The organism is Bacteroidales bacterium, assembly GCA_022647615.1.
GTDB lineage: Bacteria > Bacteroidota > Bacteroidia > Bacteroidales > UBA932 > Egerieousia.
Genome location: JALCKZ010000001.1, coordinates 1175205 through 1201564, shown reverse-complemented (window position 1 = coordinate 1201564; position 26360 = coordinate 1175205). Strand labels below are relative to the sequence as shown.

Below are 26360 nucleotides of genomic sequence, written 5' to 3'. Positions count from 1 at the left end.
TTTTGTGCAGTATTTTTAACTTTGCCGCGTTTAATTAGTGGTTTCAAAGATAGAACTCATAAAACAAAAAGAGAACTATCGTGAAGAAAATAATAATAAAATTTATATAAAATGAAGATTACTAAGATTTTAACATTTGCCGTGTTACTTATTGCCGGCACAATTTTCACTAGCTGTTCATGGAATGACAGCAATGACAATGGAGGAAGCAATCTTGCCCTTGTTACAATTAATGTAAACACAGACAAAACAGTCTGGGGACTTACAGATGACAGCAAGAAAATTTATTTTAATCCCAATTCCACTATAGTATCACAATACAAAGCCGTTCAGGGACAAAGAGCTATAGTTTACTTTAATACTCTTTCTGAGGCAGTATCCGGATATGACTACAATGCCCAGGTTACCGCAATTCAGGATGTACTTACAAAGAATGTTGTAAAGGTAACTACGGCTGCAGAAGACACCCTTGGAAATGATGGAATTAAGATAATAAATGCCTGGATAGCAGGAGGATATTTAAACATGCAGGTGCAGATGTACTACAGCGGCACTGTAACGCATTATCTAAATCTTGCTGATAACCAATATAATCAGACAGCAGATGAGAAAAAGAGTGGTTATGTATCATTGGAGTTCAGACACAAAGCGGGTACGGATGCAAAGCTTGGCGGAACTCTTGTAACCGGATACGTATGCTTTAAACTTTCCACTTACGCTCCTGATATTCAAGGAGAAGATGGCATATATCTGAGATACACTTCTCTTGATAAAGCCACTGATGAGTTTGACTACATGACAATTAGCAACTCTACAAAATCTGTTATAAAAGGCGGTGCATTCAGCAGCGCACCATGGAACTCAGTTAAATAATAATATTGGAATACAGTAAAATAGGCAAGACTATTTAGAAAAAAAGAGGATGATTTTTTAAGTCATCCTCTTTTTTTACTATTACTACTTTTACTTTTGCGCGAACAAAATCTGTCGCGATAAAAAACTGCTAATAGTTGTTTTTCTTAACCTCAAAATAAGCCTGAGGGTGCAAGCAAGACGGGCACTTTTCAGGAGCCTTCTTTCCAACAAATACAAAGCCGCAGTTTCTGCACTGCCACTCTACAACCTCATCTCTTTCAAATACTTTTCCGGCCTTTACTCTGCCAAGAAGCGTAAGATATCTCTTCTCATGCTGCTCCTCTACAAGACCAATTTTTGTAAATGAATTTGCAACATCATCAAAGCCCTCCTCTTTTGCAATCTTTGCAAACATAGGATAGTCATGACTCCACTCTCCATGCTCTCCGGCAGCCGCAGCCTCCAGATTTTGAGCTGTATTGCCAATTACTCCCGCAGGATAAGATGCAGTAATTTCTACGTTTCCTCCCTCTAAATACTTAAAGAAAATTTTAGCGTGCTCTTTCTCTTGTTCTGCAGTCTCCGTAAAAATAGAAGATATCTGCTCAAAGCCCTCTTTCTTTGCAGCACTTGCAAAAAAAGTATACCTGTTTCTTGCTTGTGATTCACCGGCAAAAGAAATCAACAGATTTTTTTCTGTTTTTGAACCTTTTAAACTTTTTCCCATAATCTCTTATTTTTTAAAATATTAATTTAATTCATTCTGTTTTTTTGATCCTTATCCGTTGTACCAATAATTTGGATATCAATCTTTTTAACACTGAATCCCGGGATTTTTCTATGCGCCAGATAATTATTTACAAGCGCTACAAGTTCAGGGTCATCATAATCTTCATATCCGTTCTTTGCACAATCATAAAGATGCACATGATCATAAGTGTTAACATCAAAATACATCTTGTTATTTGAACTGTAACGTCTTACGAGTAATCCTACTTTATCGAAAGATTCAAGGACATTATACACAGTTGCCTTTGTAAGGGTTGGGTATGTCTCTTTTAAAACATCACTTACCATATCAGCACTGGCATGTCCGAGCTGCTTCATGGTATCATAAACGGCAATTCTTTGGGGCGTCGCCTTTAGGCCGTTTTCCTGAATAATTTCTTTTGTCGTCTGCATAGACTCTTAAAAACTGTTGTAAAAAATATTAATAAACTCTCGCCTCCCGCTTGTACTCAAGGGGGGGGAGGCGGTGCGAATTTATTTATAACAATTTTAAAAAACAAATTTTTTTAGGCTCCAAGTGCATAAAAGCGGCATCTTAGCAAAAACTTATTATTTTGCCAAAAAGTACTTCTGAGCCTTAAGCAGATTCCTAAGCTGAAGGACAATCATTTTTACCTCTGCAATGATATTAAAATAGAGAGCGCTGCTGCGTACGGTATTCTTATTCTCCTTGTTTCTCTGAATCTGACGCTTGATAGCCTCAGCCTGGGTCTCAAAGATATTATCTCCAAGGGAAATAACCTCATCTATATTATCAAAGTTGTTGGCGGAGAGCATATTGCTGACTTTTCTGAATACAATTGAGAGCTTGTCGTTCATGTCCTTTAAATCTGCAACCTGCTCTGCGGACAATCCCTCATGATTATTGTTAATGTGGTCAAATGCAACTTTTGTTATCTGATAAATGGATTTTGTAACCTCATCCAGATAATCAACAACCTGAACATAGTAGTGACCCGTCTCCACATTATTTTTGTTGAACAGTATAAGCGTGTCTACGACATTATTTTTAAGGTCGCTAGCAGAGTGATATAAGTTTGCAGATTTCTGCAGCATCTCTTTTAGGAGCTTCCTGTTCTCATTGAAATGCACCATCTAGAGTCTGAGAGTAAACAAATTCTATTTGTGATATAGAGTCTGATATTCCCTTGGAACATTTTTCAACTACCGTAAGTTTCTCATTATTAGAGGCGTCTGCAAGGGCAATGCTCTCTTTTTTGCTCTTCTTGTAGTGGCTTCTGTAAAGCAGCCAGCATGCAAGTAATGTAAGAGCTATTACGGCAACCAGCTTGCCAAGCATTAATATCTCTGCAACGCAGAATGCTACTACAAAGGCTATTAGCGCAGTAAGGAACCATCCGGAAATTACGGTTAAGACGCCGGTAATTCTGTAAACAGCACTCTCTCTGCCCCATGCGCGGTCTGCAAGAGAAGAGCCCATCGCCACCATAAATGTTACATAAGTTGTTGAAAGAGGGAGTTTTAAAGATGTTGCGGAAACAATCAGCAGCGCTGACATAGTAAGATTCACGGAGGCGCGCAGAATATCAAATGAAGCGCGGCCTGCATCTGACTTCTCAGCGGAGAAAGAACTTACCTGGTAATCAGAAGGATGCTGAAATCTCTTATTTATGGCTCTTAGCAAACCTGCCGGCAATGCAAATTTTACGGCGCTGTTAATATCCATTGAGAGCCTCACGATAGCTCTTGATACGGAAGTAGAACCAAACTTCTCCACACCTTCATCCTGCCTTGCAAGATTGACCTCAGTATCAGTTACGTGCCTTGCCTTCTTGGATGTCCATATTGTGATAGCCATTATGATTCCGGCGGTAAGAAGCATTAGAGGATTTGCTTTAACAGGCGCTGCAAGAGAACTCATAAGCAAGTTTGAGCCAACCGATGCAGCAGGCATGCCTGCGCTTACCGCAGCGGAAGCAGTTGAATATGAGTCATATCCTGCAATGCTTACTCCTATAAAGTTGACCAGGTCATTCCCCGCAAAAGCAAGGGCAAGGGCAAAAGTGCCGGCCAGTACTGCAATGTTTAGAATCTTAACTTTAAGACATGCAAGCAAATACATCAGCACTGTCCAAAAGGCGAATAGCAGTCCAAGAGTGCTCCACAAATGTGCGTCAACAAAATTAAACAAGCTGTCGGGAATAACAGCAGTACCCTTAAGTCCCTTGAATAGAGCAAAATATGTAATTGCGGTCAGGGCAAATCCGCACCAAAGCGCTCCTGCAGTTTTAACTTTTTTGGTATAGTTGAAGGAGAAAAGCAGACGTGCCACATACATAACCACGCTGCCCGTAACAAACGCTATGACAACAGATACCAGAATTCCCGATATCATTCCGAGCGCCTTTCCACCATTTATATATTGTGCAAGATTTGTGACATTAAGCGCAGGGTCATGCGCAATTTTGAAGAGCGCTATGCAGACGGAAGAACCCAGCAGCTCAAAAATCAGAGAGACAGTTGTGGATGTAGGAAGTCCCAGAGAGTTAAAGATATCCAGCATTATAACATCCGTAAGGACAACTGCAAGGAAGAGCATCATCACATCAAAAAACGTGAACATCCCGGGGTGGAAAACCCCATTGCGCGCTACTTCCATCATTCCGCTGGAGGTCATAACTCCAACCAGAATTCCAATTGTGGCCACCGTATAAATTATTCTCCGCGGAGCCGCTTTGGAACCGATTGCGGAATTTAAAAAGTTAACGGCGTCATTTGCAACACCAACCATAAGGTCCAGTACTGCAAAGGCTATCAATATGATAAGCGCTACTAAATAAATTGTCTGCATATATTTTCTCTCTTTTTAATTCTTTTATTTCCGGCTAAGCCCGCTAAAAAATCGGGTCATATAGCCATCTGTCGGGAGGCAAAAATATATGTGAATTGTTGCATAAATGTTATGCAACTGTTAAGAGTTTAAGAATGTTAAATTATACCGGTTAAACAGCTAAAACCTAGTCTTTTTTAGGAATATTATTTTGCTCGGCGACGGGAGATTCCACCGCTTCCTCCTGCTTTTTGGGTTTCTGGTTAAGTATTATAATGAACACCGCCGTAAAGACAAGCGCCATACCCAAACCCTCTGAATAAGAGAACTTTTCCGAGAAAAATATCAGGCCGTTAATGACCGCAACAAGAGGCTCCATGCAACCAAGGATTGCGGTAACCGTTGAGCCAACCATCTGAACAGCATAGATTAATGCAAAGTCACTTACAAGCGTAGGAATTATTGAGAGCGCTAAAGCGTTTGCCCACTGACTGCCGGTTGCAAGCGGAGTGAAATGAGCTCCGTCTTTTATAAGAACATTGCAGAAAAATAAAAATGCGGAGAAGAACAGGACATAAAATGTCATCTTCATTCCGTTCATTTTCATAATGATAGGAGAATTGTTAACACCTACTATATATGTTGGATATGTGATAATTGTCACAAGGACCAGCAGGAATCCTATAAGAGAAACATGCTGTCCGCTGAATCCGCCGCTCAAAAAGAAAACTCCGAGAACGCCTGATATAATGGCAATTGCCTTGCCCCATGAAAATTTTTCATGAAAGAAAAGCATCATTACCGTTGCAACTACAACCGGATAAAAGAAGTGGATTGTTGTTGCTGTTCCGCTGGCCATGTACTTGTAAGATGCTGTAAGAAAAATACTTGTAGCTGCATAGAAAATAGAAAGAAGGAACATTGTGTAGATTTCTTTCCAGTTCATTTTAAGGCTTACATGTTTTACCTTGCATATAATCCACATGAAAAATGCAGCAAACAGGAAACGATAAAAACATACGGAATCCAACGCTATTCCGCTATTTAACAATGGAATAGAGAACAACGGAATGAATCCGAACGTTGCGGAGGCAAGCATTGCCAGCAGTAAGCCCTTAAATTTTTTCATGATAAAACTTGAAGCGAGCAGCCGTGAGCGGCCACAAAAACGGCGGCAAAGATACTCTTTTTAAAATTAATGTAATTAATTAGTTACATTTGTCCCTGCAAGCGGATATCCTCAATGAGATACCTGTAAGCAGGAATTGCAGAATTTTTAGCTATAGAAATTGCTGCGAATTTTATAATTTGGATAATGCACACAGATAAAACATTAGGAGTTCTGGGGGGAATGGGACCCGCTGCAACAGCAGATTTTTTAAAAGTTCTTGCAGAAAAAGTTCCCGCATCTACAGACCAGGAACATCCGAGGATGATAGTTTATGAAAATACTATTACTCCCGATAGAACCACATATCTTCTGGGCAAGGGACCTGACCCAAGGCCCTATCTATTAGACGGTTTGCAGACTTTGACAAAATGGGGCGCAGATATAATTTGCTGCACTTGCAATACCGCGCATTTCTTTATTGACGAGTTCCGCGAGCAGGGAAAATTCACCGGACCGATTGTTCATATTATTGACGAGACCATCCGCAAGGCAAAAGGAATTTGTCCGGAGGGGGCATGGCTTACTGCAACTCTTGGCACCATGAAGACAGGCTTATATCAAAAACATGCGGCGGCATGCGGCTACAATTTTAATATTGCCGAATATCCGGTACAAGTTGAAATTCACGATGTTACAGATATGGTAAAAGCGGGTCGCATACGTGAAGCTGGAGAAAAATTCAGACCAATTGTAGAGGAGCTTTGGAGAGAAAAAGATGTTCCTATCGTGGGGGCATGCACGGAAATTCCAATTGCCTACGCTGCAACCGGACTGCCTGCAGAAAAATTCATCTCTTGCCTATCCGCCCTTGCAGACGGCTGTGTAAGAGAGCTTTATCACAAATAATAAATTGCAGCTTTAACAGCAATACAACAAGCTGTCGGGAAAAAAAGATTTTTATGAAGCACTTTAAATTAGCCTTACCTTGGCAAATCCTTATAGGCCTCGTTCTTGGATGTCTGTTTGGATATTTTTTATACGGTTACGCACATTATATTCAGTGGGCCGGAGATATCTTTCTGCGCGCCCTTAAAATGATAATCATCCCGATGGTTTTCACCTCTCTTGTTGTGGGAGTTGCAAGCATTCAATCTTCTGCGGACCTTGGGAGAATTGCCGGAAAGACTTTGCTGTACTATGTTTGTACTACAGTGGTAGCCATTATAATAGGGCTGTTGCTGGTTAATTTTTTCAAACCCGGAGTTGGGGCAAATCTTCAGCTCCCGACAGCAGATTTAAGCGGAGTTGGGAAACCGACAACCACTCTTTATGACCAGGTCATTCACATCATACCGGAGAATATTTTTGCAGACATTGCCGCGGGTAATTTACTGCCGATTATTTTCTTTGCTATCATTTTTGGATTCTTTATCACGCGCTGCAATGACAAAACGCGCACTACATTGGTAGACTTGTGCAACGCTGTAAATGACGTAATTATGAAGATTACGCTGTTTATAATAAAGCTTGCCCCTTATGGAGTTTTTGCTATCGTTTCAAATATGGTTGCCAAACAGGGAGGAGATTCAGGGAAACTATTTGCCATGATTGGCAGTCTTGGATTCTACCTGATAATTGTATGGGCAGGTCTGCTGATCCAGTTCTTTGGAGTGTTGCCGAGCCTGGTATACGGACTTGGAAGAGAGAATCCGTGGAAGCACATGAATAAAATGTCAACCGCCATACTTACCGCATTTACAACATGTTCCTCTGGTGCGGCGCTTCCGATTTCTTTGAGAGACACACAAGAGAAATGCGGAGTTTCAAAAAAGATTGCAAGTTTTGTATTGCCGCTTGGAGCAACTGTAAACATGAATGGAACTGCTCTATATGAAGGAGTTACAGTGCTATTTATAGCCCAGGTTTATGGCGTGGATTTGAGCATTGCACAACAGATTATTATCATTGGCACCGTGCTGTTATCCGCGATTGGCGCTGCCGGAATTCCAATGGCAGGATTTGTTATGCTTTCAATTGCACTTAGCGTTGCAGGACTTCCGCTGGAGGCCATGGGTCTTGTGTTGGCGATAGACCAGCTATGCGATATGCCGCGTACCGCAGTCAACTCATTTGGAGATGCTTGCGGCGCCGTCATCATTGCCAAATCCGAGGGCGAGAAGCTCACCATTTCATAATAGCTCTACCAGGCTTTTCCCGCAAAGTGTCCCCAAGGCCGCGCTTCACATACATGTTTCCCCGAGGCTGCAGGCTTTCCGAGCACGTGTACACATGGTTGCAGGCTTTCTGCGCAGGTGTACTCATAGGGCACTCTGTGTATCATCACATTACGAAAGATCTCAATTTTAAATCAGCGATGTTTTGTAACTATCTGATTTTCAATATTGCCCCAGACTATCCCAAATCAGACAGTTACGCTTGTACCCAAGGCCGCAGGCCCGCGACCGTAGGGAGCGTGCATCCTCGCGCGATAGCGCGTCAAACCACAAAACGGCACGGCGCTTTGTGCCGGGCCGTAGCATGCGAGCAGAGCGAGCATGCATTGGAGCGCAGCGCATTGAAGTGGGATAAACCACATACAAAAAAAGCCGCCCCGTATTGCGGGGCGGCTCTTTTCAAAACAAAACAACTTATTAAACCTATGAAATTTTTGACGCCGGTCCTTACCTAAGGGACGAGCAAATTTCACTTGTATCTTTTGCAAAGCTTCTGCCAAAAAATGCTCCCCACTGCTTAAAAGCCACGTTTTGCCGCAAATTCATCACCAACGCCATAATTTTATAGACAAAACTAATTGTACGCTTCCCAACATGGCTCATAGTTAACACGCACTGAGTTTTCACATAGTCTTTGTTTTTGTAACTTTGCATTATATGAAATACGATACTACAGGTTTAAGAAGACAAGAGAAGGCTATGCCGGAGGCAGATGCCAGAAAAATACTTACAGAAGGTGAATACGGCGTGCTATCTATGCGCGCGGAAGATACTGGTGCTTATGGTGTTGGGATGAATTACGCATGGGACGGAGAGGATAAAATATACTTTCACGGCGCTCCAAAGGGACGCAAGTATGAATTGATGCGCGCATGCAACAAGGTGTCTTTCACCGTTGTAGGCAAGACAGAGAGAGTGCAGAGAAGATTTACAATGGCATTTGATGATGTGATTGTAGAGGGAACTATTCAAATGGATTTACCTGAGGAAGAGGTGCATAAAGCACTTCGTCTGATACTGGAAAAATATTGTCCGGATGTCCTTCCTCAAAGTGTTCCTTATGAGCAGAAGATGGCGCCTCACACTTGCGTTTTCCGCATGGATATCACAAAAGTTTGCGGCAAGAGGTCTATCTAAAGACATGCACAAATTATACTGCGGCAAGAGGTCAATCTAGTGTTCTATATATCAATATTTTAGGCCTTTTTGCAGATTACGATGGAATGCTTGCCCGGTCCGATTCCGTCCACCTCTTTTTCAATTTTTAGTCCCGCCGTTTCAATCAAACGAGTTAAATCCTCTGCGTTGAACATTTTGCTGTTGCCGTTGGCAAGCGCTGTAAAATAGAGACTTATCTGCGTCAGGCAGAACGCTGTTGTTTCAAACTGCTGCCTGTCCCAAATAGTTTCCATTATGTAAAGCCTTGTTTTCTTGCTCATTGCAGCCGCCGCACGTTTAAGAATAGAAATCACCTGCGCCTCTGAAAAACAATCCAGGAATTGGCTCATCCATATAACATCGTAGCCTACAGGGAGTTTAAATGATTTGTCCAAAAGATTTCCGCCAAAGCCGTCAATTCTTTCCGCTCCTTTTTTGCCGCGAATATTTTTCTTCATCATCTCCAGCTGTTGCGGAAGGTCTACAACAGTCACATTCACAGCGGGATTCTTCTTCACGCACTGCAATGCAAAAAGCCCCGTGTTGCCTCCAACATCCAAAAGTTTTTTAGCAACCTGTCTCTTACCAGTAAAAGATTTATTATCGCAAGATGCTGAACCACCGGTATTTACACTGCCGTCAAAAATAATATCCAGCGCCTCATCAAAAGAATTATCAGAATAATAATGATCAAAATCAAACCAGCTCTTTTGAACATCTGTCGGGAGCTTGGACAGTCCCTCATAAATTGTAGGCCAGCTTCCAAAATGCTTTAAGCCAGCAGGTTTCCCCTCATCAAGCGCCTTCTCCAAATTAAACCACCCCTCATAATTAACGTCGTGATTAAACGCAATGTCAATCTTGTTGCGCTCTTCATTCAGCAGAAACCAACCAATCTTGGAGAGGAAATATTTTTTGTCATCCCGATAGACTGTTCCCGTTGTTAGGGCAGACTCCATCAGCACCTTTGCAGCATACCTGCTAAAACCTGTCTTTGCGCATATCTCACTAAGGGTTAATCCTTTATGAATCTTTAACGCAGCAGCGGAAGAAACTTTCTCACTTGCCGAGACAGCACATTCAGAAGATTTTTTAGAATCAGCTGCCGCACCGCTGGAAGCTTTTGCGAGCATGTCAAAAATGCCGCGCTTCAACATAATATGTGCAACTTCAAACGTGACAGGCCCATAGGCAATTTCCGCCGCTTTGCGCTGCGCATCAATTGCCCTCATCTTTACATCATGCCCGTATGCTTTCTTAAGATTATCAGAGATTTTCATAACGGGTACAAATTTATAAAAATAAACGCAGGCTGGATTTTGAAAAACGTCTTGACTTATTGCAATTTAATTAATCGGCTCCTTCATCTTTGCTGCAAAAGCGGGAGAGTCATTGGAAATCAGATTCCACAAACCCATGTATCTCAAATAAAACTCCACGCCGCCATTGAAATGACCGGTAGAAGTCAGCTCAACATAGTGTGCGGTTGGCCAATGTGAAACGGCGGAAGTTGCATTTATATAAGGAACGTAATCATCTGTTCTAGTGTGATATACATAAAAAGCAGTTTGTGATACGGGGTAGTTGATTAGAGAATTTTTCTTGAATGCCTGATATAGTTTTAAAAATTCTGTGTTGCCGTTGAACGTCGGATAAGCAAAAGCATCTGCATTCAAAACTTTTGTAATATCAGTGCCAAGCAATGAGTGCCATTCAGATAACTGCTTGGTAGAAAAGATATTAACAAGCCCTTGTGAAATCATTCGCTGAGCATAAACTTTAGAATCATCCAAGGTCAGCTGCTCCCCGTAGCAAATTCCTCTGATTAAAAAAGGAATATACCCCATGTGAGCATACGACGTACCAGCCTGAGACATAAAGTATTGCCAAGTTGCTTCCATATCGTACACGCCGCCGCCGGCATGCGCCGCTTTGACTCTCGCCCCTACTCCTCTGCTCTCCAGCTCCATCAAAAGGGCAACCGTAGAAGTACCTCCCTGCGAATATCCAATCAATTGCAAATCAGTAGAATTCTCTTTTATCCCGACAGATTTTAAGTATTCCCTTGCTGCCTCAATCATATCCGCGCAAACAATCCCGGTAGACTTAATATGCAAATAAGGATGCTGCAAATCAGCAGTCTTGCTTGCCCCATATCCCAGATAATCAGCCATAACCACCACATGTCCCATAAGCACCGGAGCAAGCTCATACTCAAAATTCTGAGTAGAAGGAGCTTCATCAATATCCAAAGTTCCGTGCTGAATGCTCACCAAATGATCATAACTTTTTGTCCCAGCAGGATACGCAACAACTCCGGAAGCCGTAACCTCCTTGCCATCCACACCCTTTGTCTTATAGGTAATTGCAGCAACGTGCACATCATTCAAATAACCGGAAACAGTACTGGAAGAAATACCGTAATTCTTAACATACGGCGCAATCATGTCCGCAAACTGCTGCTTTGTAATAGTGCGCTGCGCGGTAACTTGCTCAAAATAAGTATATTCTAAAGGGAGACTGCAGCCTTCATCCTTGCTGCTCTTGCTGCATGAAACAGCCGCGCACAAGAATAAGAGCAAGATTAAAATATTAGACACACCTGCCAAACCACGCAAATTGCCGGCAAAGCTATGGCGCTCATCCAGAATAAATCTGAAAAATTTTCTGTCGCGATAAATCATTTTATGCCTTTTTATTCTCCGTATACTGCAGTTTGTCTTCCCACTGCCATAAACCAAGGAAATGAATGAATTTTAAATATTTACAAAATAAACTGCGCAAATTTAGTTAAACGTGATAAAAATGACAAAACAGCAAGTCCTCAGCAGAGAGAAAAGCAACGCTCAGATTCTTCAACCCCTCCCGGACTTTTCCCATTGCTACACATTAAATTATTCCAGCAGCATACAAAGGAACGTTAGTCATCCAATCTTGTTCTTTGTACTGCAGCAGAGAGAATCTATATGCATTTTTTACTTTATATTTTTCACAAAACATTTTGAAACTTTTTGCGTGCACGTTAATGCCAGCCTTTGCCTCTATTGGGAAAACATCTGCATTGCCTTGAACGAGAAAATCAATTTCAGCTGTACTTTTTTCATTGGTCCAATAATAAGTGCTGTCGTGATGAGCAACCATAAGTTCTTGCATAACAAATTGTTCCGTCATTGCGCCTTTAAACTCCGTAAAAACGGAATCACCATCAATCATAATTTTACTATCCAAATGAGAGAGCGTTGACAGCAGTCCGATATCAACCAAAAACAATTTAAAAACGGAAAAATTTTCATAAGCCTTTAGAGGAATTGAAGGCTTTGAAACTCTACAGCATTTTGAAAGAAGACCGCAATCTAAAAGCCAATAAATTGCCATTTCATAATCTTTTGCGCGAGCACCTTGGCGAATAATTCCGTAAACAAATTTTTTATTTTCTTTTCCAAGTTGTGCAGGAATACTGTTCCAAACCAAGTTAAGCCGTGGAATAATTTCAAATGGTGCATGCTTTGAAAAATCTGCCTGATATGAGTACAAAATATTTTGATGGACATGCTCCACTTTTGAAAGATCCTTTGTATCTACATAAGTTTGAACGGCTTCCGGCATTCCACCAACAAAAAAATACACTTTCAGCAAGTCACATAAACGACTATGTAAAATTGAAACAGTCTCCCAATCTCTACTCAATATTGCACTTACGTAACTCTCTTGTCCAACCGCATTTAAAAATTCAAAAAATGTAAGCGGCTTAATATCAATAAAATCTACCTTCCCGACAGGGAATGATGTACCTGAGTGCAACGCTATGCCTAAGAGAGAACCAGCAGCAATAACGTGATATTCAGGGGCATCTTCACAAAAATATTTTAATGATGCAAGGCCTCCTTCAACGGATTGAATCTCGTCAAAAAAGATAAGAGTATTATTAGAATTAATGTTAATTCCCAGATACGTACTCAAGGCGGAAATTATCCTTTTAGGATTTAAATCTTGTTTAAACAGATTTGCAAGCTCAGGAGCATTCTCAAAATTCACGTATGCCATGTTCTGATACTGAGTGCGACCAAACTCTTTTACAATCCATGTCTTCCCAACTTGTCTGGCACCGCGCACAATAAGAGGTTTCCTGTTTTTGTTCCCTTTCCAGGCTATCAAATCTTGCATTTTATCTCTTTTCATAGCATAAAGTGTTAATAATTAACGCAAAGATATAACTTTTCATCGTTATCCACACTTTTATCCGGATAAAAATAATGTGTTATCGCACTTTTATCCGGATATAAATGCTGATATAGCACGCTTTTATCCACATCACTGGGCAGGATGCAGCGGCAACACTCCAACACTAAGAAACACAAATTCTTATCTTTGTAAAAATCATACACAATGCTAACAGACAAACCATACACCTGCAAAAATCTCTCACCTTTCTACTTATACGGAATGAACGAGACAAAAAGATATGCAGTCAGCATCAAAAATCATGAAGAAATTGTAAACGTCCTAACGCAATTCTGCAAAGACAAAAAAATCAAAGGCGGACAAATCATTGGCATTGGGGCAGTTAAAAGCGCCACGCTCCGCTTCTTCAACCCTTCTACAAAACAATACGTAGACAAAACTTTTGATGAGCAAATGGAGATAGCAAACCTCACCGGCAACATCTCCCTAATGAATGGTGATGTCTATCTGCACCTTCACGCCACCTTTGGCCGTGAAGACTACACCGCCATTGCCGGCCACCTGCTAAAAGCCACCCTCAACGGCGCCGGAGAATTCATTGTCACCAACTACTCCCTCACCCTACCGCGCGTAAAAGATTCCAAAATAGGGCTGAATGTTTTTGATTTTTGAGGGTTCCATAGCCTTTAAAAATGTTAATCATCACATCGTCTGCATGTTGCAAGCTTACGTTGTGCTTGTTTTGGTGCAGCGCAACGTTGCATAGTCGTCATTATCAAGCAATTAAAGTTTTTATAGGCTATGAAAACGCAAGGCAAGTCACGGAAAGCGATGGTAACTCAAGGCAAAAAAATAACAGGCACAAAATGCCTGTTATTTTTTTTGCCCGCGACCGTAGGGAGCGTGTCTCCTCGCGCGACAGCGCGTTAAACCACTATGCAATGCGCTGCTTTGTGGCGCATTGCTTCACAGCACGCAAAGCGGGCTGTGTTATTATTTGTTCCAATCATGGAACTGCTGCTTTTCTTTTTCCTTCCTCTTAGCCAAATGCAGCAGCAACAATCCAACACCAAGGAACACAAAAGTTCCTGTTAATGACTGAGTAAAAGCATATCCAGGAACCTCACCTTGCCCGGAAGCAATAAGTTCACAGATAAAAACGATAAACTCTAAGCAACCAACAACAATAGCAATATATCCACAAGTTTTCATATCAAAATAGATTTTAAATCAATTAAATAAATCAGATAACTAATAAAGCCGACAATAGCGGAATCTTTAACAGCCATTGATTGATAATTATTTATTTGCGTCAATGTAATTAGCCTCATCCTTCTTTTTAGAACAAAGGATAATAATCAACCCAATAATTGGGGAAAGAAACATACAGGCTATCAGACTCATACCGTAGCCAATCTTTCTGTTTTTTCCAATAAGCGCAACTAGTGAACAAATAATAATCCACCCAATAAGTTGTGCAATCAAAGCACCAGCATCCATAATTTAAATTTTTTAAAAGTTAATATTTAGTTTTTCTTTAGCTATCTCCTTAAGTTCCAGCAGTTTCTTATAATTATTCTTATTCTTTGTAATCTCCTGGAACAAATCATCAGCAATGGCAACCTTCTCAGCATCAGGAGAGAAGATATCAGGATGGCATCTCTTTTTTAGCACGTCATAAAGTGCCTGCGCCTTCTTAACATCAAATGCTGTCTTTATAGTTTGTCCAAAATCCACATCTCCCTCTTTCATCACTTTATCTCTAATCATCTGTTTTTTAGAAGGTTTAGACTGTCGGGAGGAAAAAAGAATTATTATTATCATCACGATAGCTATGAATTCTGCTATCGCAATCCAGAACCACACATTTTTAAAAAGTATCTTAATCATTGTAAATAAGCGTTTTAATAGAATTATAAGTTATCTGAAAAATAGAGAGCAGCATTTAGTTGCCCAGCAACATATATTCCTTCAGCTGCCACCGCAAACCATAATAGCCCTTATCCCCTGACCTCAAGTGTATCCCATCCCAGCACAACCAATCTTCTTACTAGCGTATCATCAGATAAAATTGTATCACCTATTGCTTGTATTTCACCTCTATCCAATTGCCGACCTGAAAAAGCCACAATCCTAAATCCGCTAAACAATTTAGAAAAATGGTGCTTGTATGATGGTTCTCCTCTTGGATATTTTGGCTTTCAATAAAGTAGGAGAATCACCGGTTATAAAAGAGCGCCTTGCGGCATCATTAAAACTACTAATCAGCTTTGCCCTTTCAGACCTATCCTTAAACCAGGTGACAACATTATTCCATGTATTTGCAAACATTATATTATATTACTTTAATTTGATTATCAAGAACATATACGAATTGCATCATTTTAAGTGCAACACATTTTTAAATTTTTACAGCAACTCAAACGATTGAACAAGAGACTCATACTTATTCAGCAGATTGTGACGTGAACTGACTTGAAGCTGATATGCTTTACCGTTCTTATAAAAGAAAATTGCAACCATTGGAACACCATCCTGTTTGGTTGTATATTCAACAGCCCTTGCCCCGCAGAAAGTTGTGAAATCATGTGCAACACCACCTTTTGCAAGATCTTCAGCATAACCGTCAAGATCCTCCTTATCAAGTTGTTGCTGCTCCGCGTGACTAAGTGCCTTGTACTCACTATCCTTTGTCCAGTCAGAAATACTAATGTGATATATGCAAGCTTTTTCAGCATCATTCTTATTTGTAGCACCAACATAAGAGAATGCCATATTTACATCACCATTCTGCCATGAGCCATCTCCAAGAATTTTTTATTAACGCTCAACGCAGCAGGACACTTAACCCTAAACCCGGCATCTTTAAAGGTCTGATAACTCAACTTGGAATTGTCAACTTTATCATTTTGTTGATTACCGAAATTATAATTGCCACAAGAAAGTGCAACAGTGCAAACAGCTAAAATAGAATAGATTATCAGTTTTTTCATAGTATTAAATTCTAAAGAAATTCAAACGATTGCATAAAAGATTTAAACTTGTTTCCCAAATCTTGTCGCGTAGCTACTTGTAAAAGATAGCCGTGCCCATCCCTATAAAAGAAAACGGCTTTTGTGGGAAGTTCCATCGGTTCAAATGAATATAAAAGAGCCCTTTCCCCACAAAAAGTCACATAATCATATTTAATCCCATCTTCTTTAAGCTTAGAAGCGTATTCATCAAGAGTACCCTGCTCAAACTTTTTTCTCACACTTTTATTTGCCTGCCTATACCCGTCAGATTCATTACAATCAGTGATGTTTATATTATAAATACAGCCTTTATCAGGATCTTCTTTATCCGTCACTCCAATGTACGCAAGCGGGTCACTACCAGCATTTCTTGCACTCGCAATAAGATGATAATTAATCTCCAATTTTGCCGGACATTTTATTTCGAATCCAGCCTCTGAAAATGTTTGGTAACCGCTTGTAGTCACGATAGTTGTATCAACAGCTTCCGGCATTATCACCGCAGTAGAATCCGCACTTGCATCATTATTATAAGACTGCGCATTATTGCCGCATGAAATTACGACAGCGCAAATTGCTAAGATAGAACAGATTATCAGTTTTTTCATAGTATATCTTTGTAAAATTATATTACAAAAATACACTATGAATCACCCCGCCTCAGAGATTTGCAAGGCTTGCAAAAGTTCTTCTTTTGTAAAAATCACACACCATGGTAACAGACAAACCGTACACCTGCACCTTCACGCAACCTTTGGCCTTGAAGACTACACCTACATTGCCGGCCTCCTGCTAAAAGCCACACTCAACGGCGCCTGAGAATTCATTATTACCAACTACTCCCTCACCCTACCGCGCATAAAAGATTCCAAACTAGGGCTGAATGTTTTTGATTTCAAGTGATTTATAATCTCGACAGATAATTTGAAGTAACAAAATTCTTTAGCTTCTAATGCTAAATCTTATACATAGGATTGATTCAGATTTTTTATATTTCCTAGCATTATTATGTCACCTGAGTTTTTATAATAATGATATAAATGTTATTCTAAAATAAAGTGCCCCCAAAAAGGTCATCACTTTTTGTTTTTATTGTGTAGCAATTACACCTTCCTTTTTTTACTTTTACAACACCTTCAGCGGAAAGAGAATCCAAAAAAGCCTTAGCTCTCTTTTTATCCCACTTTAATTTTAGAGCATTAACGACCTCTTCTGGGCTCATTGTCCTAGATTGTAATAGATGCAATATTTTTGTTTGAATTAATTCCATATTGTCAATTGCATTATTGCATTCCTCAATTTGCCCTTCCATATCAACAGGTCGAGCGCCCATGCTAATAAGTTCGTTGTTCGCATTTTTTTCTGTTACGATTGGGACACGAACATAAATAGAAATTATGCCAGAGTTTTTTTTGTTGCATTTTCAGACCGCTTATTACCCCGCTCCATGTACCGCCTTTATCATCCGACTCAGCAACAAATATATCATTTGCTAAACCATACACGACTGCATTTCTTGCCATAGCTAAACCTACATCCCATCCCGCTTTAGGGTGAAAATAGCTAAGTACTAGCACATCACCAGCAATTATCTCTTTATATAAATGATTATAACCACTGCTAAAAGTAGTTATACCCTGAGGTAAAACCACTATACTTTTCCCATTTGCTGCAAGAGTTGACTCTAAAGCCTGTCTATCAATGCCTTTTGCATAACCGCTAACCACAACTTTTTTTGCAGAAACGCATTTTTTCGCAACATTATCTGTAAATTGTAATGAGATTGCGCTTGCTTTTCGAGATCCGACAATAGCAACAATATCTTCCTGTAATAATTTTCTATCCCCTTTAGTATAAAGTACTAAAGGACTGTTTTTTACCATAGTTTGCTTAAGGTGTCTTGGATATTCTTCTTCCCAAATAGTTGTCAATTGATACCCCTGTTCTAACAAACTTTCCACCATAAATGCATAATTAGGGACCTGTTTTTTTGCCAAATTAATGCGCTCTATTTCATCTGCATTCATTAGAAAATCACGAGTCTTAATATCATCAGAACTCATAAAAAAATCTGATAATGAGCATTGCGATTTAAAACACTTAATTAGGAGATCCATTTTATTAGCTGTATACATTCCATCCATGTGCGCCAATGCCATCCAATATGAATACTCTGTACTTTCCATATTCATCATTATATATTATACCTAAATATTATCACCACCTACTGTTTTTGCAATTACCAAGATACATATTCCTGCGACACCTAACTCAGAAAGCCTTTTACTTATCTCTTTAATAGTAGCCCCACTATCATAAACATCATCAATCAACAGTATTACTTTTCCTCTAATCTCGTCAGATAGCTTATAATCAAACGCACCTTTAATATTTGCAGATTTACCATAATGTTGTTGATATATCTTTTGAGGTTGTGTAACACGCGTTTTTATCAAACCATCAGAAACGCGTATTTTAAGAATTCCGCCCATTGAATGAGCAAAATGTTTGACCAAGTCACCAGAAATTGTTGCCGGAACATACAGAATCATATCAAACTTAAAATTTTTAAATGCATGATAATATGCCCTAAGAGACTGGGATACAAGAGACTGCGGAAAATCTCCACCATTTTCATATTTACACCTGTGAATTATTCTTCCAACACTAGACACCCCATAATACGAGGCAGCCACACCAGCTATCATTTTAGTATAATTTACTAATGGCAACTCAGGGAAGAATGACTCGTTAAATTCTTTAATATCCTCTAAATCTTCTTTGTTTGCATTAACAAACATTTTTTTTAATCCAGTATTATCACATGTATTAGCATAATCTGCAGCATCGTTGTCACCCAAGTAATTGCATAAGAACTTCATTCTAGGTTCCTTTGTATAAATGTAGTTCACCATTTGCTGCAAATCTGCACACTTTGCCTCTTTTAGCATCTCATATTTGGTAAGATCTAAATTTGGAGCATTATACTGGTATTCATATTTTTTTCCTGTTCTCAATAAAACTTCTTTGATAATACCTTGCTCAATCAAATCCTCTTTTATAACCCTTATAGCAGATTGTTTCAAATTGGTTCTCATCATCAATCCCTTCTCACCTAATTGCTCATTTTTCACTGCATCAATGAATGCCTTATATTTATTTTCAGAAGGACGAGCATTGTCTATGAACGATTTCGGGAGCAAATAATCCTCCATTATACCATCTTCATTTTTATTCGAATTAAAAAACAATATAACGACGGTTGGTTTCCCATCACGACCCGCACGACCAATTTCCTGATAATAATGGATGGGAGAAGCTGGTATTTGCAGATGGATAACAAATCTGATATCAGGCTTATCAATTCCCATTCCAAGAGCATTAGTGGAAACTAGGCACTTCCATTTATTCTCCATAAAACCTTGCTCTATCTCTTTTCTTGTAATTGCATCAAGCCCGGCATTATAATCGATTGCATTAATCTTTTCTCGACTTAGCCAACGAGCATAGATACACGTTTGGACACGTGTTCCAGCATATATAATGCCTGTGCCATCAAGTTTATTAAGGTTGTGTTTAAGCCATAACATCTTTTCATCTTCTGAACTTGTTTCAATTACAAATAGTCTGAAATTTTTTCTGATAAGGTTACATCTAATTGTGGTTAAACTAGAACCTAACTGTTCCTCAATATCCTTCTGTACCCTTTCTGTAGCAGTTGCCGTAGTAGCAAGGACTGGCATATCGGCAGGAAGATAATTTCTAACAAGGTTTTTAATTCTCCTGAATGCTGGTCTAAAATCATGTCCCCACTGTGATATCGTATGAGGTCCTCATCAACAACAACCATCGATAGTTTAATATGTCTTACTGCTTCTTGCCAAATATCATTTTCCTGACGCTCTGGTGCAATATATAGAATTTTCACCTTTCCATCTATTGCATCTTCTATTGACTTTTTATTATCATCCAAAGATTCCTCACAATTTATACACCTAGCGCTTATATGCAAGGTTGAGAGCGATTTTACCTGGTCTCTCATTAAGGCGATCAAAGGGGAGAAGACAACAGTAACACCATCAAATAAAACTGCAGGATACTGATAACACAAGGACTTGCCAAATCCGGTCCTTGCAATCATTAGAATTCTCTTACCTTGAAGAATTGCATTTATTGCTTTCCATTGCTCATCATAAAAATGCTCTATTCCAAATATCTTTAAAAGAGTGGATTCAGCTTGCTGGCGAGAAATTTCCATGGTTTCTATTTTTTCAATTTATTTACCAATGATATTATCAAACAATTGGTCAGTTGCTTTTATTCGTAGATAGTTAGCTAATGCCATTTCTTTGCTAGCGATGTAACCGCAAAATGCACGCTGTCCTTTAGATTTTTTGACCAAAAACCAATCTGAATAAAATGCAGGAATATCAGTACATCTGCTGGCAGATACAATAACAGGTGAAAGCAGCGCCTCCACTGTCTGACCATTATCTAGTAATATTGAAGATTTAACTAACTGCATTGTAAGTTTGACACTTCTAAGTTAAGCAAATTGATCGTCTTTTCCTATAAATAGCTATTTACAAGATTTAAATTGTTATACTCTTAAAGCCTAATTTTCATTGAGATATGTGCAGAAAATATCACCACACGCACATGTTCCTATTTTGCCTAGTTCTGAAACCGTAACCTTGATAGTGAAGAATGGCATTACATGTACATTAAAACAATTTTGTAAATTCCGTTAAACGTGTATTCGCTGCTCCCCAACACGGACCGACACTAACAAATTGGCTATATCAATGGTATCGATATCTAGCACATTGAAAATCGTTCAAACATTTATTAATCGCAGCTATCTTTGCCTCAGGAAAAAACTTCCCAGCATGAAGATCCGCTCTATCTAGAGCTATTTTTGTTAGCAAAATTCAATCTGCGATGGCGTAATCTATGTTCGCTGACTTTTTTATTTAATCTATATTCCAATACGCATCCGGATCCCCTTCGAAAATATCATCTATTTCTTCATCACTAAAACCCATAACATCTTGAGCGTAAGAACCTGCATATTCCCCATAGTGTTCCTCTCCATATATAGGATCTTCTTCATATCCATACTCATCATAATCTTCGTACTCATCATAAAATCTTGACATATCTCAAATATTTTAAAATTATTATTGTCTTTTCGAATACAAATATATAGCCGATTGACGAACCCTATTTTCGCTACTAAGACTTTAATTCAGCAAATTGTGACGTGAACTCACCTGAAGCTGATATGCGTGGCCGTTTTTTTGAAGGAAAATCGCAGCCTGGCACTTAACCCTAAACCAAGCATCTTTAAAGGTTTGATAACTCAATTTAGAATTATCAACTTTTTCATAGTATATCTTGTAAAATTGTATTACAAAAATACACTATGAATCACCTTGCACTAGGGATTTGCAAGGCTTGCAAAAAACAAGATTTACAAATGCTGTCTCCAAAATTATAGTCTTATATCAGTAATACAAATAGTAAATTTAAAATTCACAATCCCAAATATTTATCAGCTCATATAGAGAGTAAAGGGAGCCAAACAACACTTTGGTGTATCTACAATAGTAGAAATTTATCAGCTCATCTAGAGGATGATGAGGAAGAAACTCATGAATCCATATCTACAATAGTAGAAATTTATCAGCTCATCTAGAGCAAAGCAAAAGGGCTTTACAATAAAGTATCTACAATAGTAGAAATTTATCAGCTCATCTAGAGAAGATGCTGAGGATACTATAAAAGTCATAATCTACAATAGTAGAAATTTATCAGCTCATCTAGAGAAGATGCTGAGGATACTATAAAAGTCATAATCTACAATAGTAGAAATTTATAGGCTCATCTAGAGCAACCAAACAGTTTGGAACTTATGGGAATCTACAATAGTAGAAATTTATAGGCTCATCTAGAGTATCTTTTGCTCAAGGCTATTTTTCTTGTAATCTACAATAGTAGAAATTTATAGGCTCATCTAGAGTTAGGTTTCACTATGGAGAGAATAAACTATCTACAATAGTAGAAATTTATAGGCTCATCTAGAGCACAATTCAGCGAAGAGCATAAAAAGTTATAATCTACAATAGTAGAAATTTATAGGCTCATCTAGAGTGTATCCAAGCATGCACCTCTGAAAGATGGATCTACAATAGTAGAAATTTATAGGCTCATCTAGAGCTTAAAATGAAAGTACTATTTATAGTATTTATCTACAATAGTAGAAATTTATAGGCTCATCTAGAGGGGTTTGTCCTTGCAAGAGCGTAAAATCTACAATAGTAGAAATTTATAGGCTCATCTAGAGCGCTTATAGTTCTACCAAAGTTAAGGAATCTACAATAGTAGAAATTTATAGGCTCATCTAGAGAATGATGAGAACATTAGACTTCGTAAAAATCTACAATAGTAGAAATTTATAGGCTCATCTAGAGAATTAAAACATCATGGAAACAATTTATTTTATCTACAATAGTAGAAATTTATAGGCTCATCTAGAGAATCTTCAGAAATACTGATAAAGAGAGTATCTACAATAGTAGAAATTTATAGGCTCATCTAGAGTATATCTTGCTGCAATATTCTGTGGTAATATCTACAATAGTAGAAATTTATAGGCTCATCTAGAGAGTTCATCCCTGTTGAGCACCACAAATTTATAGAAAAAGCTTTAATTATCAAACAAATATAGTGAAGCATAACTAAACTTAAGCAAAACTAATTTACCCCACCCTAATTATGACAAAAATATTATAACCCTGATAATGAATAATTTATAAAAATTAAGTCCATTTTTATAAATGAGGTTTGCAAAGTACTCTTGCTAACCATTACGACTAGAAAATTCACATAAACAAATTCATCGTTGAGAAAAGATTATTCCCCAAAAAGCTTTTGCCACCATGTCAAAGAATTGAGCCTGTATATCTCCTTTTTATTTTCTCGAATTTCTAATTCTCTTAGTGACAATAATTTTTTAAGCCTTACAATTTCTTCCTCTTTAGAGTTTACCTGAGCGGATAGTTGATTCACATTCTCTTCAGAATCTTGTAAATTTTTAAGAAGAGAATAATATCTAGTACGCATAGATATAATAGACGCCCTATGATTTTTTAGTTCAATATTGGTATCATTCAACTTTTCTTCAACTTCGTTTTTTTGGTTTTGCACTGATAAAAGTTTTATATATAAGCTTTTATAAAAGCCCTTATATCTATGGAATAAATGTAATTTAGTCGCAATAAATTTCGTAAAGGCAGGTTTTTTCCTATCATCTCTAATCGCGACAGCCTTATCAATATTAGACAACATATCTTCAGCTAAATTTTCCTCAAAACAAGCAATACTTTTTTTATATAATTCATCTGCTTTTGTAAAATCTATTTCCCTTGTAATGAGAGTATTCGGTGTTTTCTGCTTAGCAAAATTGACCACGTGACTATCAACTTTTATACAATTCTCATTTATAGGATAGCGCAAATGTAATCCATTAAGTGTTCGACACCTGCTTAATGCGACATATACATGGCCAAAATCAAAACAATCTGGCAAGTCAGCAATAACACTATCAAAAGTTAATCCCTGGCTCTTATGAATTGATATTGACCATGCTAACTTTAATGGAATTTGAGAAAAAGTTCCCTTAACAACGGTCCGGATACTTTGCTCTTCTTTATCCCAAATAAATTCAATATTCTCCCATACAGCTGGCTTAATACTTACCTCATTATTTGGCAAATGAGATTCTTTGGATAAGGAAACGGTTACTGTTTTTGATTTTTTATCAATTCTTTTAACAATACCTATAGTTCCATTATAATATTCAAATTCTCCCAGCACCGGATTATAGCTGTTTTTCAAAATCATAACCTGCGCCCCAGGTCTTAAACAAATCTCCAATTCCGCAACCATCATTTTTTTGGGGAAATCATCTGTAACTTTACCTACAAAAGTGCACGTCTCTGAATCAAGTTTTTCAAATTGTTCCTCATTATATTTATTAACCAAAGAGTTAAGAGGGGCAAGCATAATGGGATGTTCCTTCTTCTCTATTTGCAATTCCTCCCTTGAATTTTTAATCACCCTTTCATTGAGTATTTCTAAATCCTTAATAGAAACATCCTTAACGCGTATTTTATCAAGAAGAGAAATAAAAGCAGATTCACTCTGTCTATACGGTTTCACAAGTTCAATATGAATAGGATTGCATTCTTTATAAACTCTTGAACTGAAAAAATATTGAGTATCATAAAACTCTTTTAAAAAATCAAACTCAGAAATTTCATCATCAAACCCTTTGATTATGCCTGTCTTATTCACAATCGGCGGGAGTTGAAAAACATCCCCGATTAATAGTACCTTAACACCGCCAAATGGTAAATCATGTCTGCTTCTATATGCTTTAAGAATCAAATTTATTGCATCTAACCTATCGCACCTGACCATTGAAACTTCATCAATAATAAGAAGTGATAAGTTCCTAATGATTTCGAGTTTTCTCTCATTATATTTTAAATAATTAAATATTTCAGGAGACTTTAGACGCTTGTCCTCTGGTAAAAAAGGTGTATTGTAATCTAGTTTAAAAAAAGAAAAAATTGTCTGGCCTCCAGCATTCACCGCAGCAACTCCAGTAGGCGTTAGCACAACAGCATTCCCATTAAAAATTTGTCTTATATACTTTAAAAAAGTTGTCTTCCCAGTCCCAGCTTTTCCTGTAAGAAAAACAACTTGTTTATCAGTGTCAGTAATAATTCTAGCAGCGTTAAAAAATTCAGCATTATCAGGATCTAGTCTAACACCATCTACAATAATATCTTTATCATCCGTATTTCCCATTACATCAAAAATATACTCAAAATCTTATTTCAAAGTTAACTAAATATACATCAGCACTTTCGTATTAGACCTTTAAATTATCGCACAAAAATATGCCTTGCCATCTTCATTAAATAAGATTTGCAAGGCTTGCAAAATCAGCAACCATCACAATAGTAGAAATTTATAAGCTCATCTAGAGAAAAATAATAAAATGAAAAATTATCCTAATCTACAATAGTAGAAATTTATAAGCTCATCTAGAGAATAGACACAATTTTAAGTCTGTTTTATCTACAATAGTAGAAATTTATAAGCTCATCTAGAGAAATCCCCAAGACGTTGTCTAAACGTTGGATCTACAATAGTAGAAATTTATAAGCTCATCTAGAGTAAAAATGAAAAAGATGCTCACTTATTAATCTACAATAGTAGAAATTTATAAGCTCATCTAGAGCATCTCTTTCTGCACCAAAGAAGAGAGAATCTACAATAGTAGAAATTTATAAGCTCATCTAGAGCTTAAATGTAGGCTATGGAGTTATAGTCATCTACAATAGTAGAAATTTATAAGCTCATCTAGAGTCTGCTTCTCAGAAAGCAGGATCCCCAAATCTACAATAGTAGAAATTTATAAGCTCATCTAGAGAGAAGGTACAAGACAAGGTAATTAAAAATCTACAATAGTAGAAATTTATAAGCTCATCTAGAGAGTCGTGAGATTTCCACAATGTCAAATGAATCTACAATAGTAGAAATTTATAAGCTCATCTAGAGTCAGAATTATTTGTATGTAACAACAACAAATCTACAATAGTAGAAATTTATAAGCTCATCTAGAGGTGTGAAATGAACTTTGCGAGTTTTTGAGTCAGTATCTACAATAGTAGAAATTTATAAGCTCATCTAGAGAGTTCATCCCTATTGAGCACCGCAAATTTATAGAAAAAGCTTTAATTGTCAAACAGATATAGTGAAGCATGACTAAACTTAGACAAAACTAATTTACCCCACCCCCAGGAATCTCAAAAAGATATATACCTGAAAATAAGACGATTACAAAAAAGAGACTTCACATCAAAAAATAAGGTTTGCTAGATATAAACTATATCCTTATCACGATAGATGGAATTCCCGTACTTTATTGTGTTATTATCTTTTATATCAAAAATCATAACACTATCCCCTTTATCAAAATTCCCAGTAGAAAAAGCTGCAATAACACCTTTAATGTTTTCCCTAACCACAAAAGTATTATTCACCTCATAAACAGAGTATTGTAGTCTGATTGCACCGTTTTTAGTTAAAAGTTTAGAAAATTTATTTCTAACCTTATCATTACTGATATCATAACTTATAACTAGCATTAT

General features: G+C 37.9%; 25 protein-coding genes, 2 pseudogenes and 2 CRISPR repeat arrays. Of the genes and pseudogenes, 5 read left to right on the top strand and 22 right to left on the bottom strand.

Translation table 11 applies throughout. The features are described 5' to 3' along the window. The first annotated feature begins 111 nt into the window (after positions 1–111). The gene (locus LKM37_05195; protein MCI1720395.1) at positions 112–873 is read left to right on the top strand and encodes a NigD-like protein; all 762 of its coding nucleotides are present in this window, start codon (positions 112–114) and stop codon (positions 871–873) included. A 130-nt stretch (positions 874–1003) separates the two neighbouring features. On the opposite strand, the gene LKM37_05190 is transcribed toward LKM37_05195, so the two are convergent. The 4 genes and pseudogenes from LKM37_05190 to LKM37_05175 all read right to left on the bottom strand — a co-directional run bounded on the left by LKM37_05190 (position 1004) and on the right by LKM37_05175 (position 5564). Further along, positions 1004–1582 carry a rubrerythrin family protein gene (locus tag LKM37_05190; GenBank protein ID MCI1720394.1) on the bottom strand — a complete coding sequence of 193 codons (579 nt, stop codon included), beginning with the start codon at positions 1580–1582 and terminating at the stop codon, positions 1004–1006. Positions 1583–1608: 26 nt separating this feature from the next. After that, complete coding sequence (locus LKM37_05185) at positions 1609–2037, bottom strand: transcriptional repressor (GenBank protein MCI1720393.1); 429 nt, start codon at positions 2035–2037, stop codon at positions 1609–1611. A 156-nt stretch (positions 2038–2193) separates the two neighbouring features. Continuing rightward, positions 2194–4456, bottom strand: a pseudogene (locus LKM37_05180) (inorganic phosphate transporter). A 166-nt stretch (positions 4457–4622) separates the two neighbouring features. Continuing rightward, a complete protein-coding gene (locus LKM37_05175; GenBank protein ID MCI1720392.1) occupies positions 4623–5564 on the bottom strand; it encodes a DMT family transporter in 942 nt (313 codons plus the stop codon). A 186-nt stretch (positions 5565–5750) separates the two neighbouring features. Between LKM37_05175 and LKM37_05170 the strand changes: the two genes are divergently transcribed. The 3 genes from LKM37_05170 to LKM37_05160 all read left to right on the top strand — a co-directional run bounded on the left by LKM37_05170 (position 5751) and on the right by LKM37_05160 (position 8917). Further along, positions 5751–6452, top strand: coding sequence for an amino acid racemase (locus LKM37_05170; GenBank protein ID MCI1720391.1), 702 nt, complete (start codon positions 5751–5753; stop codon positions 6450–6452). Between the two features lie 53 nt (positions 6453–6505). Continuing rightward, complete coding sequence (locus tag LKM37_05165) at positions 6506–7741, top strand: dicarboxylate/amino acid:cation symporter (GenBank protein MCI1720390.1); 1236 nt, start codon at positions 6506–6508, stop codon at positions 7739–7741. 696 nt (positions 7742–8437) lie between these two features. Next, positions 8438–8917 (top strand): pyridoxamine 5'-phosphate oxidase family protein, encoded by a 480-nt coding sequence (locus LKM37_05160; GenBank protein ID MCI1720389.1) that lies wholly within the window; start codon positions 8438–8440, stop codon positions 8915–8917. 59 nt (positions 8918–8976) lie between these two features. Here LKM37_05160 and LKM37_05155 read toward each other — a convergent pair whose 3' ends face one another. The 3 genes from LKM37_05155 to LKM37_05145 all read right to left on the bottom strand — a co-directional run bounded on the left by LKM37_05155 (position 8977) and on the right by LKM37_05145 (position 13117). Then, positions 8977–10218 carry a class I SAM-dependent methyltransferase gene (locus LKM37_05155; protein MCI1720388.1) on the bottom strand — a complete coding sequence of 414 codons (1242 nt, stop codon included), beginning with the start codon at positions 10216–10218 and terminating at the stop codon, positions 8977–8979. A 66-nt stretch (positions 10219–10284) separates the two neighbouring features. Further along, the gene (locus tag LKM37_05150) at positions 10285–11622 is read right to left on the bottom strand and encodes a hypothetical protein (GenBank protein ID MCI1720387.1); all 1338 of its coding nucleotides are present in this window, start codon (positions 11620–11622) and stop codon (positions 10285–10287) included. Positions 11623–11827: 205 nt separating this feature from the next. After that, a complete protein-coding gene (locus LKM37_05145) occupies positions 11828–13117 on the bottom strand; it encodes an ATP-binding protein (protein ID MCI1720386.1) in 1290 nt (429 codons plus the stop codon). Between the two features lie 207 nt (positions 13118–13324). Here LKM37_05145 and LKM37_05140 point away from each other — a divergent pair, with 207 nt between their 5' ends. After that, a complete protein-coding gene (locus tag LKM37_05140; GenBank protein ID MCI1720385.1) occupies positions 13325–13792 on the top strand; it encodes a DNA-binding protein in 468 nt (155 codons plus the stop codon). Positions 13793–14113: 321 nt separating this feature from the next. Here LKM37_05140 and LKM37_05135 read toward each other — a convergent pair whose 3' ends face one another. From LKM37_05135 to cas2, 15 genes and pseudogenes are all read right to left on the bottom strand, one after another. Next, entirely contained in the window at positions 14114–14332 is a 219-nt protein-coding gene (locus LKM37_05135; GenBank protein ID MCI1720384.1) for a hypothetical protein, read from the bottom strand. Between the two features lie 87 nt (positions 14333–14419). Then, a complete protein-coding gene (locus LKM37_05130) occupies positions 14420–14620 on the bottom strand; it encodes a hypothetical protein (GenBank protein ID MCI1720383.1) in 201 nt (66 codons plus the stop codon). 12 nt (positions 14621–14632) lie between these two features. Further along, positions 14633–15010, bottom strand: a complete 378-nt coding sequence (locus LKM37_05125; protein MCI1720382.1) for a hypothetical protein — start codon at positions 15008–15010, stop codon at positions 14633–14635. A gap of 261 nt (positions 15011–15271) precedes the next feature. Continuing rightward, complete coding sequence (locus tag LKM37_05120) at positions 15272–15451, bottom strand: hypothetical protein (protein MCI1720381.1); 180 nt, start codon at positions 15449–15451, stop codon at positions 15272–15274. Between the two features lie 78 nt (positions 15452–15529). Then, the gene (locus tag LKM37_05115) at positions 15530–15895 is read right to left on the bottom strand and encodes a hypothetical protein (GenBank protein MCI1720380.1); all 366 of its coding nucleotides are present in this window, start codon (positions 15893–15895) and stop codon (positions 15530–15532) included. A gap of 2 nt (positions 15896–15897) precedes the next feature. Then, positions 15898–16113: a hypothetical protein gene (locus tag LKM37_05110; GenBank protein ID MCI1720379.1), complete on the bottom strand. Its 216-nt coding sequence runs from the start codon at positions 16111–16113 to the stop codon at positions 15898–15900. Positions 16114–16124: 11 nt separating this feature from the next. Continuing rightward, positions 16125–16742, bottom strand: coding sequence for a hypothetical protein (locus tag LKM37_05105; protein MCI1720378.1), 618 nt, complete (start codon positions 16740–16742; stop codon positions 16125–16127). A 440-nt stretch (positions 16743–17182) separates the two neighbouring features. Beyond that, on the bottom strand, positions 17183–17446 hold the full coding sequence (locus LKM37_05100; protein ID MCI1720377.1) for a hypothetical protein: 264 nt from the start codon (positions 17444–17446) through the stop codon (positions 17183–17185). 22 nt (positions 17447–17468) lie between these two features. After that, positions 17469–18320, bottom strand: coding sequence for a DNA-processing protein DprA (locus LKM37_05095; protein MCI1720376.1), 852 nt, complete (start codon positions 18318–18320; stop codon positions 17469–17471). 21 nt (positions 18321–18341) lie between these two features. Continuing rightward, positions 18342–19877 carry a hypothetical protein gene (locus LKM37_05090; protein MCI1720375.1) on the bottom strand — a complete coding sequence of 512 codons (1536 nt, stop codon included), beginning with the start codon at positions 19875–19877 and terminating at the stop codon, positions 18342–18344. Further along, the gene (locus LKM37_05085) at positions 19811–20392 is read right to left on the bottom strand and encodes a DEAD/DEAH box helicase (GenBank protein MCI1720374.1); all 582 of its coding nucleotides are present in this window, start codon (positions 20390–20392) and stop codon (positions 19811–19813) included. Before LKM37_05085 ends, LKM37_05090 begins: the two co-directional genes overlap by 67 nt. A 144-nt stretch (positions 20393–20536) precedes the next feature. Continuing rightward, positions 20537–20659 (bottom strand): annotated as a pseudogene (locus LKM37_05080) (DUF1848 domain-containing protein). A 448-nt stretch (positions 20660–21107) separates the two neighbouring features. After that, positions 21108–21293 (bottom strand): hypothetical protein, encoded by a 186-nt coding sequence (locus tag LKM37_05075; protein MCI1720373.1) that lies wholly within the window; start codon positions 21291–21293, stop codon positions 21108–21110. A gap of 374 nt (positions 21294–21667) precedes the next feature. Further along, positions 21668–22802: a CRISPR direct-repeat array (repeat unit 36 nt; unit sequence ATCTACAATAGTAGAAATTTATAGGCTCATCTAGAG). Between the two features lie 247 nt (positions 22803–23049). Continuing rightward, positions 23050–25011 carry a DEAD/DEAH box helicase gene (locus tag LKM37_05070; protein MCI1720372.1) on the bottom strand — a complete coding sequence of 654 codons (1962 nt, stop codon included), beginning with the start codon at positions 25009–25011 and terminating at the stop codon, positions 23050–23052. A 145-nt stretch (positions 25012–25156) separates the two neighbouring features. Next, a CRISPR array of direct repeats spans positions 25157–25902; the repeat unit is 36 nt; unit sequence ATCTACAATAGTAGAAATTTATAAGCTCATCTAGAG. 182 nt (positions 25903–26084) lie between these two features. After that, entirely contained in the window at positions 26085–26357 is a 273-nt protein-coding gene (gene cas2 / locus LKM37_05065) for a CRISPR-associated endonuclease Cas2 (GenBank protein MCI1720371.1), read from the bottom strand. Positions 26358–26360: the final 3 nt, after the last annotated feature.

Excerpts from the sequence above, each read along its gene's own strand:
- LKM37_05195 (MCI1720395.1), top strand. The coding sequence starts at position 112 with ATGAAGATTACTAAGATTTTAACATTTGCCGTGTTACTTATTGCCGGC.
- LKM37_05190 (MCI1720394.1), bottom strand. The coding sequence starts at position 1,582 with ATGGGAAAAAGTTTAAAAGGTTCAAAAACAGAAAAAAATCTGTTGATT.
- LKM37_05185 (MCI1720393.1), bottom strand. The coding sequence starts at position 2,037 with ATGCAGACGACAAAAGAAATTATTCAGGAAAACGGCCTAAAGGCGACG.
- LKM37_05175 (MCI1720392.1), bottom strand. The coding sequence starts at position 5,564 with ATGAAAAAATTTAAGGGCTTACTGCTGGCAATGCTTGCCTCCGCAACG.
- LKM37_05170 (MCI1720391.1), top strand. The coding sequence starts at position 5,751 with ATGCACACAGATAAAACATTAGGAGTTCTGGGGGGAATGGGACCCGCT.
- LKM37_05165 (MCI1720390.1), top strand. The coding sequence starts at position 6,506 with ATGAAGCACTTTAAATTAGCCTTACCTTGGCAAATCCTTATAGGCCTC.
- LKM37_05160 (MCI1720389.1), top strand. The coding sequence starts at position 8,438 with ATGAAATACGATACTACAGGTTTAAGAAGACAAGAGAAGGCTATGCCG.
- LKM37_05155 (MCI1720388.1), bottom strand. The coding sequence starts at position 10,218 with ATGAAAATCTCTGATAATCTTAAGAAAGCATACGGGCATGATGTAAAG.
- LKM37_05150 (MCI1720387.1), bottom strand. The coding sequence starts at position 11,622 with ATGATTTATCGCGACAGAAAATTTTTCAGATTTATTCTGGATGAGCGC.
- LKM37_05145 (MCI1720386.1), bottom strand. The coding sequence starts at position 13,117 with ATGAAAAGAGATAAAATGCAAGATTTGATAGCCTGGAAAGGGAACAAA.
- LKM37_05140 (MCI1720385.1), top strand. The coding sequence starts at position 13,325 with ATGCTAACAGACAAACCATACACCTGCAAAAATCTCTCACCTTTCTAC.
- LKM37_05135 (MCI1720384.1), bottom strand. The coding sequence starts at position 14,332 with ATGAAAACTTGTGGATATATTGCTATTGTTGTTGGTTGCTTAGAGTTT.
- LKM37_05130 (MCI1720383.1), bottom strand. The coding sequence starts at position 14,620 with ATGGATGCTGGTGCTTTGATTGCACAACTTATTGGGTGGATTATTATT.
- LKM37_05125 (MCI1720382.1), bottom strand. The coding sequence starts at position 15,010 with ATGATTAAGATACTTTTTAAAAATGTGTGGTTCTGGATTGCGATAGCA.
- LKM37_05120 (MCI1720381.1), bottom strand. The coding sequence starts at position 15,451 with ATGTTTGCAAATACATGGAATAATGTTGTCACCTGGTTTAAGGATAGG.
- LKM37_05115 (MCI1720380.1), bottom strand. The coding sequence starts at position 15,895 with ATGGCATTCTCTTATGTTGGTGCTACAAATAAGAATGATGCTGAAAAA.
- LKM37_05110 (MCI1720379.1), bottom strand. The coding sequence starts at position 16,113 with ATGAAAAAACTGATAATCTATTCTATTTTAGCTGTTTGCACTGTTGCA.
- LKM37_05105 (MCI1720378.1), bottom strand. The coding sequence starts at position 16,742 with ATGAAAAAACTGATAATCTGTTCTATCTTAGCAATTTGCGCTGTCGTA.
- LKM37_05100 (MCI1720377.1), bottom strand. The coding sequence starts at position 17,446 with ATGGAAGGGCAAATTGAGGAATGCAATAATGCAATTGACAATATGGAA.
- LKM37_05095 (MCI1720376.1), bottom strand. The coding sequence starts at position 18,320 with ATGGAAAGTACAGAGTATTCATATTGGATGGCATTGGCGCACATGGAT.
- LKM37_05090 (MCI1720375.1), bottom strand. The coding sequence starts at position 19,877 with ATGCCAGTCCTTGCTACTACGGCAACTGCTACAGAAAGGGTACAGAAG.
- LKM37_05085 (MCI1720374.1), bottom strand. The coding sequence starts at position 20,392 with ATGGAAATTTCTCGCCAGCAAGCTGAATCCACTCTTTTAAAGATATTT.
- LKM37_05075 (MCI1720373.1), bottom strand. The coding sequence starts at position 21,293 with ATGTCAAGATTTTATGATGAGTACGAAGATTATGATGAGTATGGATAT.
- LKM37_05070 (MCI1720372.1), bottom strand. The coding sequence starts at position 25,011 with ATGGGAAATACGGATGATAAAGATATTATTGTAGATGGTGTTAGACTA.
- cas2 (MCI1720371.1), bottom strand. The coding sequence starts at position 26,357 with ATGCTAGTTATAAGTTATGATATCAGTAATGATAAGGTTAGAAATAAA.